The organism is Streptomyces pristinaespiralis, assembly GCF_001278075.1.
Classification (GTDB): domain Bacteria; phylum Actinomycetota; class Actinomycetes; order Streptomycetales; family Streptomycetaceae; genus Streptomyces; species Streptomyces pristinaespiralis.
Map to the genome: position 1 here is coordinate 1331904 of NZ_CP011340.1, position 16879 is coordinate 1348782.

Genomic DNA, 16879 nt, shown 5'->3' on the forward strand with positions numbered 1-16879 from the left:
AACAGCGGCAGTTCACGACCCCTCACCACCCCGCGCGACCGGCCCTCGCCGCCGCGCGACCGCCCTGCGCGACCGACCCTCACCGCCAGGCCTACCGGGCCACATCACCCCGCGCGATTGATTCGTCCGGCGTCTCAATCGAACCCCGATCGGATATTGGACCGGACGCGGCGGCCGGTGGAAGGGTCGACAGAGCATCACCCGCCCGTACCCAGGAAGGCCACCGCATGTCCGGTCAGCCCGATGTCGTCATCTGCGAACCGCTCCGCACCCCGATCGGCAGGTTCGGCGGCGCCCTCTCGAGCCTGCGTCCCGCCGCTCTCGCGGCGCACGTGATCGCGGAGGTGGTCCGCCGCACCGGCATCGACCCCGGCCAGGTCGACGAGGTCATCCTCGGTCACGCCTATCCGACGTCCGACGCCCCGGCGATCGGACGGGTGGCCGCCCTGGACGCCGGGCTGCCGGTGTCCGTGACCGGGGTGCAGGTCGACCGTCGTTGCGGCTCGGGCCTTCAGGCGGTGCTCGACGCGGCCATGCAGATCCGGGCAGGTTTCAGCGACGTGGTGATCGCCGGCGGTGTCGAGGTGATGAGCGCGGCCCCGTACTACACGCACGACGGCCGCTGGGGCATCAAGGGCCCCGGCCTCCAGCTGCACGACTCGCTCGCGCGCGGCAGGGTGACCGCCGGCGGCGTCAACCACCCGGTGCCCGGCGGCATGATCGAGACCGCGGAGAACCTCCGTCGCGAGTACGGCATCAGCCGGGAGGACCAGGACGCCCTCGCGCTCCGCTCCCAGCAGCGGGCCGGGCGGGCCATGGAAACCGGGCTGTTCGGCGACGAGATCGTGCCCGTCCCCGTACGCGGCCGCAAGGGCGAGACACTGGTCTCGGCCGACGAGCACCCGCGTCCGGACACCACGGCGGAGAAACTCGCGTCGCTGCGGCCCCTCACCATCGGCTCCGACCCGGAGGCGACGGTCACGGCGGGCAACGCCAGCGGCCAGAACGACGCGGCGGCGGCCTGCCTGGTGACGAGCGCCGAGACCGCGGCACGGCTGGGCCTGACCCCAATGGTGCGCCTGGTGTCCTTCGCCCGGGCCGGGGTGCCGGCCGGGACGATGGGCATCGGCCCCGTACCGGCGACCCGGGCGGCGCTGGAGCGCGCCGGGCTCAAGCTCGCCGACCTGGACCTGATCGAGCTGAACGAGGCCTTCGCCGCGCAGGTTCTCGCCTGCACCCGGGAACTAGGCCTGTCGGAGGCCGACCACGAGCGGATCAACGTCAACGGCTCCGGCATCTCGCTGGGCCACCCGGTGGGCGCCACCGGAGGCCGCATCCTGGCGACCCTGGCCCACGAGATGCGCCGCCGCGAGGCCCGCTACGGGCTGGAGACGATGTGCATCGGCGGCGGGCAGGGCCTGGCCGCCGTCTTCGAGCGCGTGACGGCCTGACGCCGCACGGCACCACAGCACCCCGAGCGCCGGTGAGGCCCGGGTGACACGGTCACCGGGCCTCACCGGCGCGCCTCCGGCATCGCCACCGACATCGGCATCGGCATCGGCATCGGCATGGAACGCTGCGTTCCGGCCGCTCGATTCAGACGCGATGACTCTCACTGCGGCAGCTATTCGGTATTGGACCCGTCTAGGTTCCGGCTGGCAGCGTTACGCCCGTCACGACGGGAGGCCCCACACGCCGGGACGGCGCCCCCTCCCGCTCCCCCTGATCACTGTCCCCTGGGAGCCGCAGCATGAGTGCGTCCACCGCACGCGAGCAGAAGAGAACCGCCAACCGCGCGGGGCTGGGAGCCTTCATCGGTTCCACCATCGAATGGTTCGACTTCTACATCTACGGAACGGCCGCGGCCCTCGTCTTCGACGAGGTCTTCTTCCCCGAGCTCGAAGGCCCGCTGGGCACGCTGGTCGCGTTCGCGACGTTCTGGGTCGGCTTCCTCGCCCGGCCGCTCGGCGGCATCATCTTCGGCCACTTCGGCGACCGGCTCGGCCGTAAGAAGACCCTCGTCATCACCCTGCTGATGATGGGCATCGCCACGACCCTCATCGGTCTGCTGCCCGGCTACTCCTCGATCGGTGTCGCGGCCCCGATCCTGTTGGTGTGCATCCGCATGGTGCAGGGCATCGGGCTCGGCGGCGAGTGGGGCGGCTCCGTGCTCATCGCCTCCGAGCACGCGCCCAAGGGCAAGTCCATCCTCTACGGCGCCTTCGCCCAGCAGGGCTCCCCCGTCGGCAACACCCTCAGCACCATCAGCTTCCTGGCGATCAGTCAGCTGCCGAACGACGCCTTCGTCTCCTGGGGATGGCGCATCCCCTTCCTCGCCTCAGCGGTCCTCGTCTTCGTCGGCCTGTTCGTGCGGATGCGGGTCGCCGAGTCGCCGGCCATGGCCAAGGCCATCAGGACCAAGAACGTCTCCAAGCTGCCGCTCACCGAAGTCCTGCGCACGCAGCCGACGCTGATCCTGCTCGGCATCGGCGCCTGCACGATCGGCCTCTCCGCCACCTACTTCAAGTCGACGTTCGCCCTCTCCTGGGCCACCAGCAGCCTGGACTTCGACCGCAGCTCGTTCCTCACGATCATCCTGGTCGCCAACGTGCTCCAGGTGCTGGTGCAGCCCTTCGGCGCCGTGCTGGCGACGCGGATGAAGAGCATGACCCGGGCGGTCTGCGTGATGCTGCTCCCCGAGATCTTCCTCCTGCCGCTGATGTTCGTCCTCATCGGCACCGAGAACTACACCCTCGCGATGATCGGCGTCTCCGTCGCCACGATCCCGCACTGCCTCTACTACGCGGCCCTCGCCGGAATGCTCGCGAGCCGCTTCCCCGCGAACGTCCGCTACACCGGCATCTCCCTCTGCTACCAGCTGTGCGGCACGATCCTCGGCGGCACCACCCCGATCGTCGGCCAGTCGCTGCTGAACTGGACCGGCTCGATCACCGCGGTCATCATCTACGCGGTCTTCCAGGTGCTGCTGACCCTCGGCTGCATGGTGCTGATCCTGCGCCGCCCCAACCACGACGAACTCGCGGACGATCCGGCCGAGCAGCCTGCGCCGGGCACCACCGCCACCGTCACCACGACGGTCTGAACGGGAGGCGGCAGACACCATGGCCCCCTTCATCGCCGACGGCATCCCCGAGATCAGCGCTCTGGCCGGCCGGGACCTCGGCCACTCGAGGTGGCGGGAGGTCACCCAGGACCTCATCGACATGTTCGCCGCCGTCTCCGGCGACCACCAGTGGATCCACACGGACACCGAGCGCGCCGCACAAGGCCCTTACGGCGGGACCATCGCCCACGGGTACATGGTCCTCAGCTGGGGCATCCCGATGTTCGCCGAACTGCTCCAGGTCACGGGAGTGGGCATGGCGCTCAACTACGGCGTCAACAAAGTCCGCTTCCCCGCCCCTGTCCCGGTCGGCAGCCGCGTCCGCCTCCACGCGACGGTCACGTCGGTGGCACCGGTCAAACGCGGCGGGGTCGGCATGACACGGGCGTTCACCTTCGAACTGGAGGGGTCCGCGAAGCCGGCGTGCGTGGCGGAGTCGCTGACGCACGTCTACCCCTGACGGGGTGAGGCCGGGACGAGCCAGCCCTTCCCCTGCCCTCCCCCTCCGGCCGGCGGCCGTGGGCACCCCGCCCGGCCCCGTCCCGCGCTCCGCGCACTGCCCTCGAACGCGGACGGCCCGGATGCCCTGCGCGGCATCCGGGCCCCGGCAACTTCGGCCCCGCGGCACGGTGATCCGGCGTCGCGGGGCATCACCCGGCCCCGGCCGCGCGTGCGCTTCCCGGCTCGCCGACGCAGGCATCTCCCGGCCTCGCCGGCGGAGACGACCCACGCCGCGCCAGGCGCTCCCCGCCTCGTCCGCGCGGGCACAGCCCGACGTCGCCGGCGCAGTTTCCGGGCCTCGCCGACGGAGGCACCCCCAGCCGCCGTTGGAGGCATCTCCCGGCCTCCCCCGACAGGGGCATTCCGCCGCGCCGGCGCAGACGTTTCCCAGCCTCGCCCGCGGGGACGCATCCCAGCCTCGCCGTCAAAGGCACTCCGACACGCCAGCGGAGGCACCCCCAGCCTCGCCGGCGTTCGAGGCGCGGGGGTCCGGGGGCGGAGCCCACGCGAAAGAGGTCCGGGGCCTGCCCCGGTTCCGGGAAGGGGCGGGGCGGGGAAACGGCCCCGCGCAGCGGCAACGCCCCGCCACCGACACGCCCGCGAGGCGACCGTCGCACCCCGGCCGCACACCCGGCAGCGGCAACGCCCCGCCCCCGCACGTCAGCCGGCCGCCGCTTCCTCCACGGCCGCCGACACCCGCTCCCACGTCTCCATGTCCCGCTCCACCGCCTCCAGTTCCGTCCCTGAACCGCCTTCCCATTCCGCCGCCAGGGCCACCGGGTCCGCTCCGGTCGCCGCGGCCGCGGCCAGTGCCGACGCGCCGAGGGCGACGAGTTCGCCGCTGGACGGGATGAGCAGGGGGCGGCCCGACAGGCGGCGCACGGTCTCCACCCAGTGACGGCCGTTCGCCCCGCCGCCCACCAGCCGGAGGGGGCGTGCGGCCGTCGCGGGGTCCGCCGGGTCCTGGCCGCAGGCGCGCATGACCTCGTCGAGGGCGCGCAGGACGGTCACGGCCGCCCCCTCGTAGGCCGCGCCGAGGATCTGCTGGCGGGTGGTCGTATGGCGCAGGCCGCTCAGCATGCCCGACGCGCCGGGCAGGTCGGGGGTCCGTTCGCCGTCGAGGTAGGGCAGCAGGACGACCTCGCCGCCCGCTTCCGCGGCCTCGCGGTCGAGGCCCAGCAGGGACGCGACCTTGTCGACCGCGAGGGTGCAGTTCAGGGTGCAGGCGAGCGGCAGGTACGTGCCGTCCGCCGCCGCGAACCCGGCGAGCGCCGGTGACGCGGGGCGTGTGCGGCTCGCGGCGAACACCGTGCCCGACGTGCCGAGGCTGAGCGCGGGGTGGTCGAGCAGGCCCGCTCCGCCGAGCCCGAGGCCGACCGCCGCGGCCATGTTGTCGCCGGTTCCGGCGGCGACGGCGATCCCGGCGGGCAGGCCGAGCCGCTCGGCGGCGGCGGGGGTGAGCGAGCCGACGCGGGTGGCGCCGGTGGGCGCGACGGTCGGCAGGAGCGCCTGGTCGAGCCCGACGAGGTCCAGCAGGGCCGGGTCGTACGCGCCGGTCGCGGTGGAGTACCAGCAGGTGCCGGAGGCGTCGCCGGGGTCGGTGGCGGCGACGCCGGAGAGTCGTTCGGTGAGGAAGTCGTGCGGCAGGCGCACCGCCGCCGCGGCGTCCGCGGCGGCGGGCTCGTTCTGGCGCAGCCACTGCCACTTGGCGGCCGTCATGGAGGCGACGGGGACGGAGCCCGTGCGGGCGGTCCATGCGTCGGGCCCGCCGAGCGCCTCGGTGAGAGCGGCGGCCTGCGGCGCGGAGCGGGTGTCGTTCCACAGCAGTGCGGGCCGCACGGGGGCGCCGGCGCGGTCGAGGACGACAAGGCCGTGCTGCTGTCCGGCGACGGCGATGCCGGTGACGGCGGCCGGCTCGATCCCCAGGCCGGCGAGTTCCTTGAGGCCGGCGGCGACGGCGTCCGCGAGCGCCTGCCACCAGACCTCCGGGTCGGTCTCCCGGGCGCCGTGCTCGCCCGTGACCCGGTGGGACGCCCTGCCGACGGCGAGGAGCCGCCCGCTGGTGACGTCGGTGAACGCCGCTTTCGTGGACTGTGTGGAGCTGTCCACCCCGATGACGACCGCGTTCGCCGGCATTGCCGCACCTCTCCCATGAGCTCGTGCGCGGCCATTTGGCCGAGCTGGAAACAAATTACGTCACGCGCCCGCGCGACAACAGTGCCCGGGGGGCTTCTGTGATCGGGGGTCGGCATGCATTATTAGTAAGGTCAGAAAACAAACCAGTGATCCAAGGCGGGCATGGCCATGACGGAACGCTTCACCCCCACCCCCGACGACAAGTTCAGCTTCGGCCTCTGGACGGTCGGCTGGCAGGGCCGGGACCCGTTCGGGGACGCGACCCGGCCGCACCTGGACCCTGCTGAGTCCGTCCGGCGGCTCGCCGACCTCGGCGCGTACGGTGTGACCTTCCACGACGACGACCTGATCCCCTTCGGGTCGAGCGACAGCGAGCGCGAGGCGCACATCAAGCGCTTCCGCGAGGCGCTGGACGCCACCGGCGTCATCGTGCCGATGGCGACGACCAACCTCTTCACCCACCCGGTCTTCAAGGACGGCGGCTTCACCGCCAACGACCGTGACGTGCGCCGGTACGCGCTGCGCAAGACCATCCGCAACATCGACCTGGCCGTGGAGCTGGGCGCGCAGACGTACGTCGCCTGGGGCGGCCGCGAGGGCGCGGAGTCCGGTGGCGCCAAGGACGTGCGCGTCGCGCTCGACCGGATGAAGGAAGCCTTCGACCTGCTCGGCGAGTACGTCACGGAGCAGGGCTACGACCTGCGCTTCGCCATCGAGCCCAAGCCCAACGAGCCCCGCGGCGACATCCTGCTCCCGACGGTCGGCCACGCGCTGGCGTTCATCGAGCGCCTGGAGCGCCCGGAGCTGTACGGCGTCAACCCGGAGGTCGGCCACGAGCAGATGGCCGGGCTCAACTTCCCGCACTCCATCGCGCAGGCGCTGTGGGCGGGCAAGCTCTTCCACATCGACCTGAACGGCCAGAGCGGCATCAAGTACGACCAGGACCTGCGCTTCGGCGCCGGTGATCTGCGGTCCGCGTTCTGGCTGGTGGACCTGCTGGAGACGGCCGGCTACGCGGGCCCGCGGCACTTCGACTTCAAGCCGCCGCGGACCGAGGACTTCGACGGCGTGTGGGAGTCGGCGGCCGGCTGCATGCGCAACTACCTGATCCTCAAGGAGCGCGCCGCGGCGTTCCGCTCGGACCCGGAGGTCCAGGAGGCACTGCGTGCCTCGCGCCTGGACGAGCTGGCGCGGCCGACGGCCGAGGACGGACTGGCGGCGCTGCTGGCCGACCGTACCGCGTTCGAGGACTACGACGTGGACGCCGCCGCCGAGCGCGGGATGGCGTTCGAGCGCCTCGACCAGCTGGCGATGGACCACCTGCTCGGAGCGCGCTGAACCGCACGCGCACACGGGGCCGTTCCGGGAGATCCGGAGCGGCCCCGGGCCGTCTCACAGATGCGGGTCGAAGGCCTGGAGCGGGTCGCGCACGAAGGGCGGCCTGGTGTGGAGCTCGATCTCCGCGAGCACCACACTGCCCCGCTCCATCCGGTGCGTCATCGTCCGTGTCGCGTAGGCGTCCACGAGGCGCAGGCCGCGCCCGCAGGGGACGTCGGCGTCGAGCGGTTCCTGCCGGCGGGTCACCCGGTGTTTCCAGCAGCCACCGTCCATGACCTCCACCGTCAGCGCGTCGCCCCGGACGCTGATCACCGTGGACACCCATGGGCTGCCGCTGTGCAGCACCACATTGGTGACCAGTTCGGTGACGATGACGGACAGCGCCTCGTCGAAGTGCTCGGCCAGTCGCCATCGGCGTGCGACTGCGCGGGCGAAGCGCCGGAGTGCGCGTGCGGCCTCCGGCGTGGCGGGCATGGCGCAATGGGCCAGGCCTCGCAGCGCGGAGGTGGGCCCGGCCCGCCCATGGGCAGGGCTCGGTGCACGTTCCATGGCAATCACATGGGCTCCTGTTCGGTCGGGCGGCATCGCCCTGACTCAGGTCCAGCGGCCGGGGAGTCCTTCTCCAACCTGGCCGTCGAAAGCCACGCAGGCGTTCTGCGGCAACCCCAACACTCGTATCCGGACACCTCCCGTTCAATCAGGGACACTGAAACCCGTATACGTAAAGAATCGAAATGCCTTGGAATCTCCGAGGAGAGTGATTCGGTGGTCACGTGGAGTGACGAGACGGCCGGCCGGTGGTCGGAGCGCGTGCTCGGGGGGCCGTCCGCCGACGAGGCCGCGCTGCTGCTGGTCGAAGGCCCGGCCGGGACGGGAAAGACCCGCCTCGCGGCGCGTCTGGTGGACGGCGCGGCGGCCCGGTCGATCCGTAGCGTGACCGTCTCGTTCTCGTCGTCCGGAGCCACCGTCGTGAGCCGGCCGCGGCCCGGGACGTCCGAAAGGCCGCCGGGCAGCGCGCCGCCCTCCCCCGCCGATCTGCCGGGCGCCCTGGCCCCGCTCCTCGAACGGGGCGACCGCTTCCTGCTCGTCGCGGAGGACGTCCACCGTGCCGACGGCCCGGCGCTCGAGCTGCTGCGCAGGCTCCTCGACCGCCCTCCGGCCCGGCTCGCCGCGGTCGTCACGTACCGGCCCGAGGAACTGCCCGAGCCCGGCCTCGCCCTGGGCAGAGGGGCGCACTTTCCCTCCTCCCTCGCCGTGTCACGGCTGCGGCTCGGCCCGCTCGACGCCCAGCAGGTGCGCGAACTGGTCGAGGAGGGACTCGGCCCGAGCCGCTGCCCGTCCGATCTGGTCACCCGCGTCCAGGAGCGGTCGGGCGGCGTGCCGCAGGTCGTCGCCGACGTGGTGCGGCTGCTGTGCGAGTCGGGCGACGGGCGGGAGCGCTATTCGGTCAGGGACCTGGAGGCGGCGGGCGTCCCGCCGCGCCTCGCCGAGCTGGCCCTCGGCCGTACCGCGGCGCTGACGGAGCGGGCGCGGCCCGTCGCCTGGGCCGCCGCCGTGCTGGACGAGCCGGTGGAGGCGGGCGAGCTCTCCGCGGTCGCCGGTCTGGACGGCGGCGAGGGCACGAAGGCGCTGGTCGAGGCGTTGCGCGCGGGCGTGCTGCGGGAGGACGCGGAGGGCCGTTACGGCTTCTTCGTCCCGATGGCGGCGACCGCGGTGTACGGGCAGGTGCCCGGACCGGTCCGCCGTGAGATGCACCGCAGGGCGGCCACGGCCCTCGGCCGGAGGCACCCGGTGCCGTGGGTGCCGCTGGCCCGCCACCGCCGCCACGGCGGTCAGACGAAGGCGTGGCTGCGGGCCGTGGAGCATGCGGCGCTCCAGTGCGCGGCCGACGGTGAGCACCAGGCCGCGATCGACATCCTCGAGCGGGCGCTGTCCCGTCCGACCGTGCCGCCCGCCGCACGGGCCCGGCTCGCGCCGCTGCTGGCGCACAGCGCCGTGCTGGGGCTGCGCAGCGACCAGACGGTGACCGTGCTGCGGCAGATCCTCGACGAACAGTCCTTGCCGGCCGCCGTGCGGGGACAGATCCGGCTCGACCTCGGTCTGCTGCTGTGCAACCAGGCCGTCGCGGGCATGCAGGGCTGGCTGGAGCTCCAGAAGGCGGTGGAGGAGCTCGAGGAACGGCCGCTGATGGCGGCCAGGGCGATGGCGGCGCTGGCGATGCCGCTGCTGTCGACGGTGCCGCTGGAGCGGAACCTGTACTGGCTGGAGCGCGCGGAGAAGGCCGGCGCGGACAGCGGCGACGAGGAGGCCCGTACGGCGGTCGCCGCGAACCGGGCCGGCACGCTGATGTACATCGGCGATCCGGCGGCCTGGCAGGTGCTGGAGCAGTTGCCGCGGGACACCGAGGACGCCGCCTGCCGGCAGCACGTCGCCCGTGGCCTGTGCAACGCGGCGGACGGCGCGCTCTGGCTGGGCCAGCTCGGTCCCGCCCGCGGGCTCCTCGCCGAGGGTGTGGCCCTGGCGACCCGCAGCGGAGCGTCGTACGTCGAGCAGGGCGCCCGCGGCACCTCGCTGCTGCTGGACTGGGCAGAGGGCGACTGGGCGGAACTGACGGGCCGGGCACGCGCGTTCGTGGCGGAGGCGGACACCATGCCGGGCCAGGGCGTCGACGGCCGTACCGTTCTCGGGCTGATGGCGATCTCCAGGGGCGAGTGGCAGCAGGCGACGGCGTGGCTGGCCGGCGACGGCTCGCGGCAGACGGAGGGTTCCGCGGTTCCGCACGTGGCGACCGCGTCCGGGGCGCTGATCCGGATGGCCCTGGTCCGCGACGACGTCGAAACGGCGGTGGCGGAGGCGTCGACGGCCTGGGACCGGATCAGGGACAAGGGCGTGTGGGTGTGGGCGGCGGAGCTGGCGCCGTGGGCCGTCGACGCGATGCTGCGCGCGGGCCGGCGCGACACGGCGCAGGGGATGATCGCCGAATACGAGGCCGGCCTCGACGGCCGGCAGGCCCCCGCGTCGTCGGCGGCGCTGGACTGGTGCCGCGCGCTGCTCGCCGAGGCGGACGGCGACCCGCGGACGGGGGCCGACCTGTACCGCCGGGCGGCCCTCGAGTACGCGGGCATACCGCGCCCGTACGCGACGGTGCTCGCCACCGAGGGGGCGGCCCGCTGCCAGTTGGCCTCGGGGACGGACGCGGCCGCCGTGGTGGCCGAACTGACCTCGTGCGTGGAGCAGTTGACCGAGCTGGGCGCCGTCTGGGACGCCGCCCGCCTCCGGGCCGAGCTGCGGGCCCACCAGCCCGCCGACGAGCAGCGGCCGCGTGGCCGGCCGAGCTACGGCGACCGGCTGTCACCGCGCGAGCAGGAGGTGGCGGACCTGGCGGCGACCGGTCTGACCAACCGGGAGATCGCGGCGACGCTGCACCTGTCGCCGCGTACGGTGGAGCAGCATGTCTCCAGGGCCCGGCGCAAGCTGGAGTCCCAGTCCCGGCAGAATCTTTCACGCACACGCGCCCAGCGCCCCGAATGAGCGGGTCGGTCGGGAGCCGGCGCAGCGGGCGCGACCGCCGCCGGCCAAGTGGCACACGGGACCCGGTCGATTCTTTGCGTATAGGTAGATGGCCGGGTCCCTATAGGCAGCACCGGCCCGGCGGCCCTAGTTTCCGAGTGTGCCCGGGGCTGCCGGGATGCCGACCGGCCACGCCGCAACCCCACATGCGGCCGTTGTCGGGAGGCGATGCGGTTCCCGGCCCCGGGCACGACACTTTTCCCGCCGTGTACGGCGTACGCGCCCGGCTGCGGCGCCCCTCCCTGAAGCTCCTTCGGCCGGGGTCACGCCGCCTGCAGCAGCACTCCCGCGTAGGACAGCCCCGCCACGACCAGCCACGCCGACAGGCCGAGTGCCGCGACCCGGCCGCCGGTGCGGGTCAGGGAGGGCAGGTCGACGGCGCTGCCGAGGCCGAACAGGGCGGCGGCCAGGAGCAGTTCCTGCGTGACATGCGCCCCCTCGAGCACCCCCGGGGGCAGCAGCCCCGTGCTGCGCAGGGCCACGGCGGCGAGGAAGCCCACGACGAAGAGCGGCACCAGCGGCACTCGTCGCGCGCCGCTCGCCCCCTGCGTGCCCTTGTTCCCGCGGCGTGCGGCCAGCGCGACGACGGCGACGAGCGGGCCGAGCAGCGCCACGCGCATCAGCTTCACGAGTACGGCCTCGCCGAGGGCGGCGTCCCCCGCGGTCTGCGCGGTGGCGACGACCTGGCCGACGTCGTGGACGCTCGCGCCGGCCCAGCGGCCGAACTCGGCGTCGCCCAGACCCAACGGGCCTTGAAGGAGGGGAAGTACGGCGATCGCGAGCGTCCCGCAGAGGGTGACCAGCGCGACGGAGGTGGCCGCGTCCCGTTCGTCGCTGTCCCGCACCTCCCCCACGGCGCCGATGGCCGACGCGCCGCAGACGGCGTATCCGGTGGCGATGAGCAGCGGCTGGTCACCGGGGAGTCCCAGCCGCCGGCCGAGCCACCAGGTCCCGAGGAGTGTGGCCGTCACGACGCCGATCACCATGGCGACGGTGGCCCAGCCGAGGCCGCGTACGTCGTCGAGGCCGAGGCGCAGGCCGAGGAGCACGATCCCGGCGCGCATGAGCCGCCTGCCCGCGTACGAGAGCCCCGGCCGGGCGGGCCCGCGTACGGTCGCCCGCAGGCGGGGCAGGTGCGCGGCGGCGACGCCGAGCACGACGGCGGCGGTGAGCATCGGGACGCCGGGCAGGATCCGGTGGACGGACCAGGCGAGGGCGACGCCGAGGGCCGCCAGCGCGAGTCCTCGCCGCCGGGTCCCCCCTGCGCGGGCCTGCGGGGGTGCGGCGGGCCGGTCCCGCAGGAGCGCCATCAGCGGTCGGCCGGCAGGGCGTAGACGCGGCGTACGCTGCTGCCGAGCCGGGATATGTCGGCGCCGTAGACGTGCAGGGACACCGCGGTGGAGGGTCCCGGGTTCCAGACCCGGTGGATGTCACCGGGTGGCGCGAAACCGCAGAACTCGCCCTGCTCGCTGACCACATCGGCGGTGGCGACGAGCCGCGCGGCGCCGTCCGCACGGGCGGCGGGCACGAGCCGGTAGCGCCGTTCCTGCTCCCGTCCCTCGTGCACGCCGGTGGTGCACCAGGAGACGTGGTCGTGCACGGACGTGCCCTGCCCGGGCAGCCAGACGAGTGCGACGACGGAGAAGCTGCCGTCGTGCTCGGCGTGCAGGAGGTGCTGCCGGTAGCGGTCGGTGTCGCTCTGCCGCTGCTCGGCGGTGAGCAGGTCGGGGGCGCCCAGGTGCGGCGCCAGGCGTTCGCCGACCAGGTACGCGGTCGGGTCGGGCGGCAGCCCGCGGCCGACCACCTCGCGGACGCCGGCGACGAGGGCGTCGAGACGGTCGGTGGTACGGGGGGCCGAGGATGCGCTCTGCGCGGTCGGGGCCGGAGTCATACCGGCAAGCCTCCGACCGGCGGAACCATTACGTCCAACGACTGTTTCTTCGGTTCCCCCAAGCGCTGCTTATGTATCGCGTCGGGGTCGTCCCGGTCAGCAGCCCGTCTTGTTCGCGGCGACCGTCCTCAGTTCGTCGAGGACGAGCGCGGTCGCGGGGATGCGCAGATGTTCCTTCAGGACGTACGCCGAGATCTTGCGCCGGGAAGCGGGCTGGAGCGGACGGCCGGCGACCTTGGCGTGGCGCATGAAGTTCAGTACGAGCGCCGGGATCATCGCGACCCCGAGCCCTTCTGCCACCAGGCTCTGCACGGCGAGGTTGTCGTCCGTCATGAAGGCGATGTCGGGGACGAAGCCCGCCTCCGCGCACTCGTGGAGCAGGTTGGCGCGGCAACGGGGGCAGCCGGCTATCCAGCGCTCCCCCGCCAGGTCGGTGAGCCGGACGACCCGCCGGCGGGCGAGGTGGTGCCCGCCGGGCAGCAGCACGGTCAGCTGGTCCTCGAGGAGCGGGATCTCGACCAGTTCCTCCGGCACATCCTCGTGCAGTCCCGGGTAGGTGAACGCGAGGGAGATGTCGCACTCGCCGCGTGCCAGGCGCCGCAGCGACTCGGGCGGCTCGTTCTCGAGCAGGTCGACGCGGATGGCGGGGTGCTCGGCGGTGAGGCGGGCCAGCGTCTCGGGGACGAGGGTGGAGTTGGCGCTCGGGAAGGCGCAGAGGCGGACCCGTCCGGCACGCAGCCGGGTCAGGGCGTTCATCTGCTCCTGCGCGGCCGACATGGAGTCGAGGATCGCCGTCGCGTGCCTGGACAGCGCCTCGCCCGCCTCGGTGAGCCGCATCCCCCGGCCCACGCGGACGAACAGCGGTGAGCCGACGTCCCGTTCGAGGGCCTTCATCTGCTGGGTGACCGCCGGCTGGGTGTAGCCGAGGGCGCGGGCGGCCGCCGTGTACGAGCCGGTCCTGACCACTTCGTGGAACGTCTTGATGTGCCGGGAATCGAACACCGGTGCATCATAAGCGGATTTTGGGGGGTCACCGCCTCCCGCCCCCGGGTCCGCCTCGCCGACCGTTTCCGGCTACGGCTTGCGGGCCACCGCGCCGTACAGAGAGATCACCGCGCACTCACCGACCGTTTCCGGCCCGGCTACGGCTTCCGGGCCACCGCTCCGTACAGCGAGATCACCGCGTTCTCGTCGACGCTCTCGCCCACCGCGAGCTCGGGGTGCCAGTCGGTCAGCTGGACGAGTCCGGGGTCCACCGTGTCCAGGCCGTCGAAGAAGCGGGCGATCTCGTCCTTGGTGCGCGGCGCCAGGGTGACGCCCCCGGCCGCGTACATCGCCACGCCCCGCCCGACGGCGACGGGGTCGAAGTCGGCGGTGAGCTGCGACAGTACGAGGTAGCTCCCGGACGGGAGCGCGTCGACGAGCCGGGCCACCAGGTCGTAGGGGCGGTCCTCGTCGCCGAGGAAGTGCGTCAGCGCGACCAGGGAGAGCGCGACGGGCCTGGTGAGGTCCAGGTTCTTGCGGGCCTGCTCCAGGATGCGGCCCGGCTCGCGCACATCGGCCTGTACGTAGTCGGTGATTCCCTCGCGGCTGCTGCGCAGCAGCGCCTCCGCGTGGATCAGGACGATGGGGTCGTTGTCGGTGTAGACGATCCGGGCGTCGGGGGCAATGCCCTGGGCCACCTGGTGCAGATTCGGCTCGGTGGGGATGCCGGTGCCTATGTCGAGGAACTGGCGGATCCCGGCCTCGCCGGCCAGCCAGCGGGTGACGCGCTGCATGAACCAGCGGTTGGTCCTGGCGACATGCCGGGCCGTCCCGTCGACGCCCATGATCTGCCGGCCGAGCTCCTCGTCGACGGGGTAGTTGTCCTTGCCACCGAGGAACCAGTCGTACACCCGGGCCGGATGCGGCCTGCTGGTGTCGATCCGTGCTGCGGCCGGCTCGGTCCCGGTCATTCGAGGCTCCCTCACTGCTCGACGCCCGTTCTTCCCGGTCACGGGACGATCGCACGATCTTCGCAGGGCCGGCTTCGCACGGCAAGCAACTCCCTTGCCGAGGCCCGGAGTTCGCCCGTGGCGTCCACGCCGGGCGGGACGCGTGCCGCCGTGGCGGGCAGGGCGCGGGGAGGGCCGGGACGCGGCAGGCCGGAGCGCCGGAGCGGGTTGCTGCTCGGAGCGGGACCGCGGCACGCCCTAGACTGATCAGCAACCTCACAAAACGTCCCAAAACGGCCCGTACGCATCCTCTCCCTCTGGGAGTCGCTCCCGGGAGGCGAGCATGACAACCCGTCGCACCCCATTGCCGGGAGTCGGCATCCAGTACGACTTCAGTACCGAGAGCGGCCACCACGTCTCGGTCGTGGTCCACAACGACGGCCGCCGGTTCCTCGGCTTCTACAGCGCGGACGATCCCGACGCCTGCCTGCTCTCCGTACCGCTGGTGCCCGAGGAGGCCACCGCGCTGGCCCATCTCCTCGACCAGGCGCCCATCGACGCCGTACGGACCGACGGCATCGACCTCGTCACCGAACACATCCCCGTCGGAGTCCGCTCCCCCTACGTCGGACGGGCCCTCGGCGACACCGGGGCCCGTACGAGAACCGGCGCGTCGATCGTCGCGGTGCTGCGCCGGACGGGGGCGCATCCGTCGCCCGGCCCCGGCTTCCGGCTCGCCACCGGAGACACGCTCGTCGCGGTCGGCACCCGGGAGGGCGTCGACACCCTCGCCGAGATCATCGCCGGAGGCTGACCGTGCACGACACGACGATGCTGCTGATCGAGCTCGGCGCGATCCTGCTCGGGCTGGGCCTGACCGGCCGCTTCGCCGGCCTCTTCGGTCTCTCCCCCGTACCCCTCTACCTGCTCGTCGGACTCGCGTTCGGCTCCGGCGGGCTGCTGCCGCTGAGTGCGAGCGGCGACTTCGTGGCCGTCGGCGCCGACATCGGCGTGATCCTGCTCCTGCTCATGCTGGGCCTCGAGTACAGCGCCTCCGAACTGGTCGACAGCCTGCGCACGCAGTACCCGTCAGGCGCCGTGGACTTCGTCCTCAACGCCCTGCCGGGGGCGGGCGCGGCGCTGCTGCTGGGATGGAGCCCCGTCGGCGCCGTCGCGCTCGCCGGCGTCACCTGGATCTCCTCGTCGGGCGTCATCGCCAAGGTCCTCGCCGACCTGGGCCGCCTGGGCAACCGCGAGACGCCGGTCGTCCTCGGCGTCCTCGTCATCGAGGACCTGTCGATGGCCCTCTACCTCCCGCTGCTGACCGCACTGCTCGCCGGTCTCGGCCTGGCCGGCGGGGGCCTCGCGCTCCTGATCTCGCTCGGCACGGTCGCCGTCGTGCTCTACGTGGCCCTGCGTCACGGCCGGCTGGTCAGCCGGGCCGTCTCCTCCGACAACCCCGAGATGCTGCTGCTCGTCGTGCTCGGCCTCACCCTGCTGGTCGCGGGCGTCGCCCAGGAGCTCCAGGTCTCCGCCGCGGTCGGCGCCTTCTTGGTCGGCATCGCGCTGTCGGGGGAGGTCGCGGAGGGGGCGCGGAAGATCCTGGCGCCGCTGCGGGACCTGTTCGCGGCGGTGTTCTTCGTCTTCTTCGGCCTGTCCACCGACCCGAACGAGATCCCGCCCGTCCTCCTCACCGCGCTCGCGCTCGCTTTGGCCACCACGCTGACCAAGATCGCCACGGGCTGGTACGCGGCCCGCCGCGCGGCCATCGGCACGCGCGGCCGCTGGCGGGCGGGCGGCACGCTGGTGGCCCACGGCGAGTTCTCGATCGTCATCGCGGGCCTGGCGTCGGCGGCCGAGCCGAGGATCGGCCCGCTGGCGGCGGCGTACGTCCTCATCCTGGTCCTCGTCGGCCCGCTCACGAGCCGCTGGGTCGAACCCCTGGCGTCACGCCTGTTCGGGCGCGCGGGGCGGGGGGCGGGAGGGGTGGGGGGCGACCGCCCGACGGGAGGCCGTCCGGCGGGAGGCCGTCCGGCGGGAGACCGTCCGGCGGGCGGGGTGGCGGGGGGCCGTCCGGCGGGTGCGACGGCGGCGGACGGGGCGGCGTCGGACGCGACGCTGGCGGGCGGGGTGGCGGGGGGCCGGCCGGCGGGTGCGACGGCGGCGGACGGGGCGGCGGGAGGCCGTCCGGCGGACGGCGCGGCGTCGGACGCGACGCTGACGGGCGGGGCGGCGGGAGGCACGGTTGCGGACGCGACGCCGACAGGCGGGGCGGCGGGTGCGACGGCTGCGGGAGGCCGTCCGGCGGGTGCGACGGCTGCGGGAGGGGCGGCGTCGGGCGCGACAAGTGGGGCGGCGGGGGTCGCGCCGGGCGGGCCGGCGGCC

General features: G+C 73.5%; 12 protein-coding genes and 1 pseudogene. 7 read left to right on the forward strand and 6 right to left on the reverse strand.

Going from position 1 to position 16879, the window contains the following annotated elements; genetic code table 11:
- The first annotated feature begins 227 nt into the window (after positions 1 to 227).
- The 3 genes from SPRI_RS05485 (at position 228) to SPRI_RS05495 (ending at position 3584) form a co-directional block, all read left to right on the forward strand.
- On the forward strand, positions 228 to 1451 hold the full coding sequence (locus SPRI_RS05485; RefSeq protein WP_005309200.1) for an acetyl-CoA C-acetyltransferase: 1224 nt from the start codon (positions 228 to 230) through the stop codon (positions 1449 to 1451).
- A gap of 299 nt (positions 1452 to 1750) precedes the next feature.
- Positions 1751 to 3103, forward strand: a complete 1353-nt coding sequence (locus SPRI_RS05490; RefSeq protein ID WP_005309201.1) for an MFS transporter — start codon at positions 1751 to 1753, stop codon at positions 3101 to 3103.
- A gap of 19 nt (positions 3104 to 3122) precedes the next feature.
- On the forward strand, positions 3123 to 3584 hold the full coding sequence (locus SPRI_RS05495; protein WP_005309202.1) for a MaoC family dehydratase: 462 nt from the start codon (positions 3123 to 3125) through the stop codon (positions 3582 to 3584).
- 701 nt (positions 3585 to 4285) lie between these two features.
- Here SPRI_RS05495 and xylB read toward each other — a convergent pair.
- On the reverse strand, positions 4286 to 5761 hold the full coding sequence (xylB, locus tag SPRI_RS05500; RefSeq protein WP_053556735.1) for a xylulokinase: 1476 nt from the start codon (positions 5759 to 5761) through the stop codon (positions 4286 to 4288).
- Positions 5762 to 5929: 168 nt separating this feature from the next.
- Here xylB and xylA point away from each other — a divergent pair, with 168 nt between their 5' ends.
- Entirely contained in the window at positions 5930 to 7099 is a 1170-nt protein-coding gene (xylA, locus tag SPRI_RS05505) for a xylose isomerase (protein ID WP_005309204.1), read from the forward strand.
- A 54-nt stretch (positions 7100 to 7153) separates the two neighbouring features.
- Here the strand turns inward: xylA and SPRI_RS05510 are convergent, their stop codons facing one another.
- Positions 7154 to 7573 carry an ATP-binding protein gene (locus SPRI_RS05510; protein WP_234020328.1) on the reverse strand — a complete coding sequence of 140 codons (420 nt, stop codon included), beginning with the start codon at positions 7571 to 7573 and terminating at the stop codon, positions 7154 to 7156.
- Positions 7574 to 7864: 291 nt separating this feature from the next.
- Here SPRI_RS05510 and SPRI_RS05515 point away from each other — a divergent pair, with 291 nt between their 5' ends.
- On the forward strand, positions 7865 to 10630 hold the full coding sequence (locus SPRI_RS05515) for a LuxR C-terminal-related transcriptional regulator (RefSeq protein ID WP_053556736.1): 2766 nt from the start codon (positions 7865 to 7867) through the stop codon (positions 10628 to 10630).
- A 302-nt stretch (positions 10631 to 10932) separates the two neighbouring features.
- On the opposite strand, the gene SPRI_RS05520 is transcribed toward SPRI_RS05515, so the two are convergent.
- From SPRI_RS05520 to SPRI_RS05535, 4 genes are all read right to left on the reverse strand, one after another.
- Positions 10933 to 11979: a YeiH family protein gene (locus tag SPRI_RS05520; RefSeq protein WP_053556737.1), complete on the reverse strand. Its 1047-nt coding sequence runs from the start codon at positions 11977 to 11979 to the stop codon at positions 10933 to 10935.
- Positions 11979 to 12560, reverse strand: a complete 582-nt coding sequence (locus SPRI_RS05525; protein WP_053556738.1) for a cysteine dioxygenase family protein — start codon at positions 12558 to 12560, stop codon at positions 11979 to 11981. The genes SPRI_RS05520 and SPRI_RS05525 overlap by 1 nt, the downstream gene beginning before the upstream one ends.
- Before the next feature lie 96 nt (positions 12561 to 12656).
- The gene (locus tag SPRI_RS05530; RefSeq protein ID WP_005309207.1) at positions 12657 to 13562 is read right to left on the reverse strand and encodes a LysR substrate-binding domain-containing protein; all 906 of its coding nucleotides are present in this window, start codon (positions 13560 to 13562) and stop codon (positions 12657 to 12659) included.
- Positions 13563 to 13702: 140 nt separating this feature from the next.
- Positions 13703 to 14515 carry an SAM-dependent methyltransferase gene (locus tag SPRI_RS05535; protein ID WP_005309208.1) on the reverse strand — a complete coding sequence of 271 codons (813 nt, stop codon included), beginning with the start codon at positions 14513 to 14515 and terminating at the stop codon, positions 13703 to 13705.
- 322 nt (positions 14516 to 14837) lie between these two features.
- Here SPRI_RS05535 and SPRI_RS05540 point away from each other — a divergent pair, with 322 nt between their 5' ends.
- The gene (locus SPRI_RS05540) at positions 14838 to 15308 is read left to right on the forward strand and encodes a cation:proton antiporter regulatory subunit (RefSeq protein ID WP_005309209.1); all 471 of its coding nucleotides are present in this window, start codon (positions 14838 to 14840) and stop codon (positions 15306 to 15308) included.
- A gap of 2 nt (positions 15309 to 15310) precedes the next feature.
- Positions 15311 to 16507: pseudogene (locus tag SPRI_RS05545) on the forward strand (cation:proton antiporter); the annotation flags it as partial.
- Between the last annotated feature and the right edge of the window lie 372 nt (positions 16508 to 16879).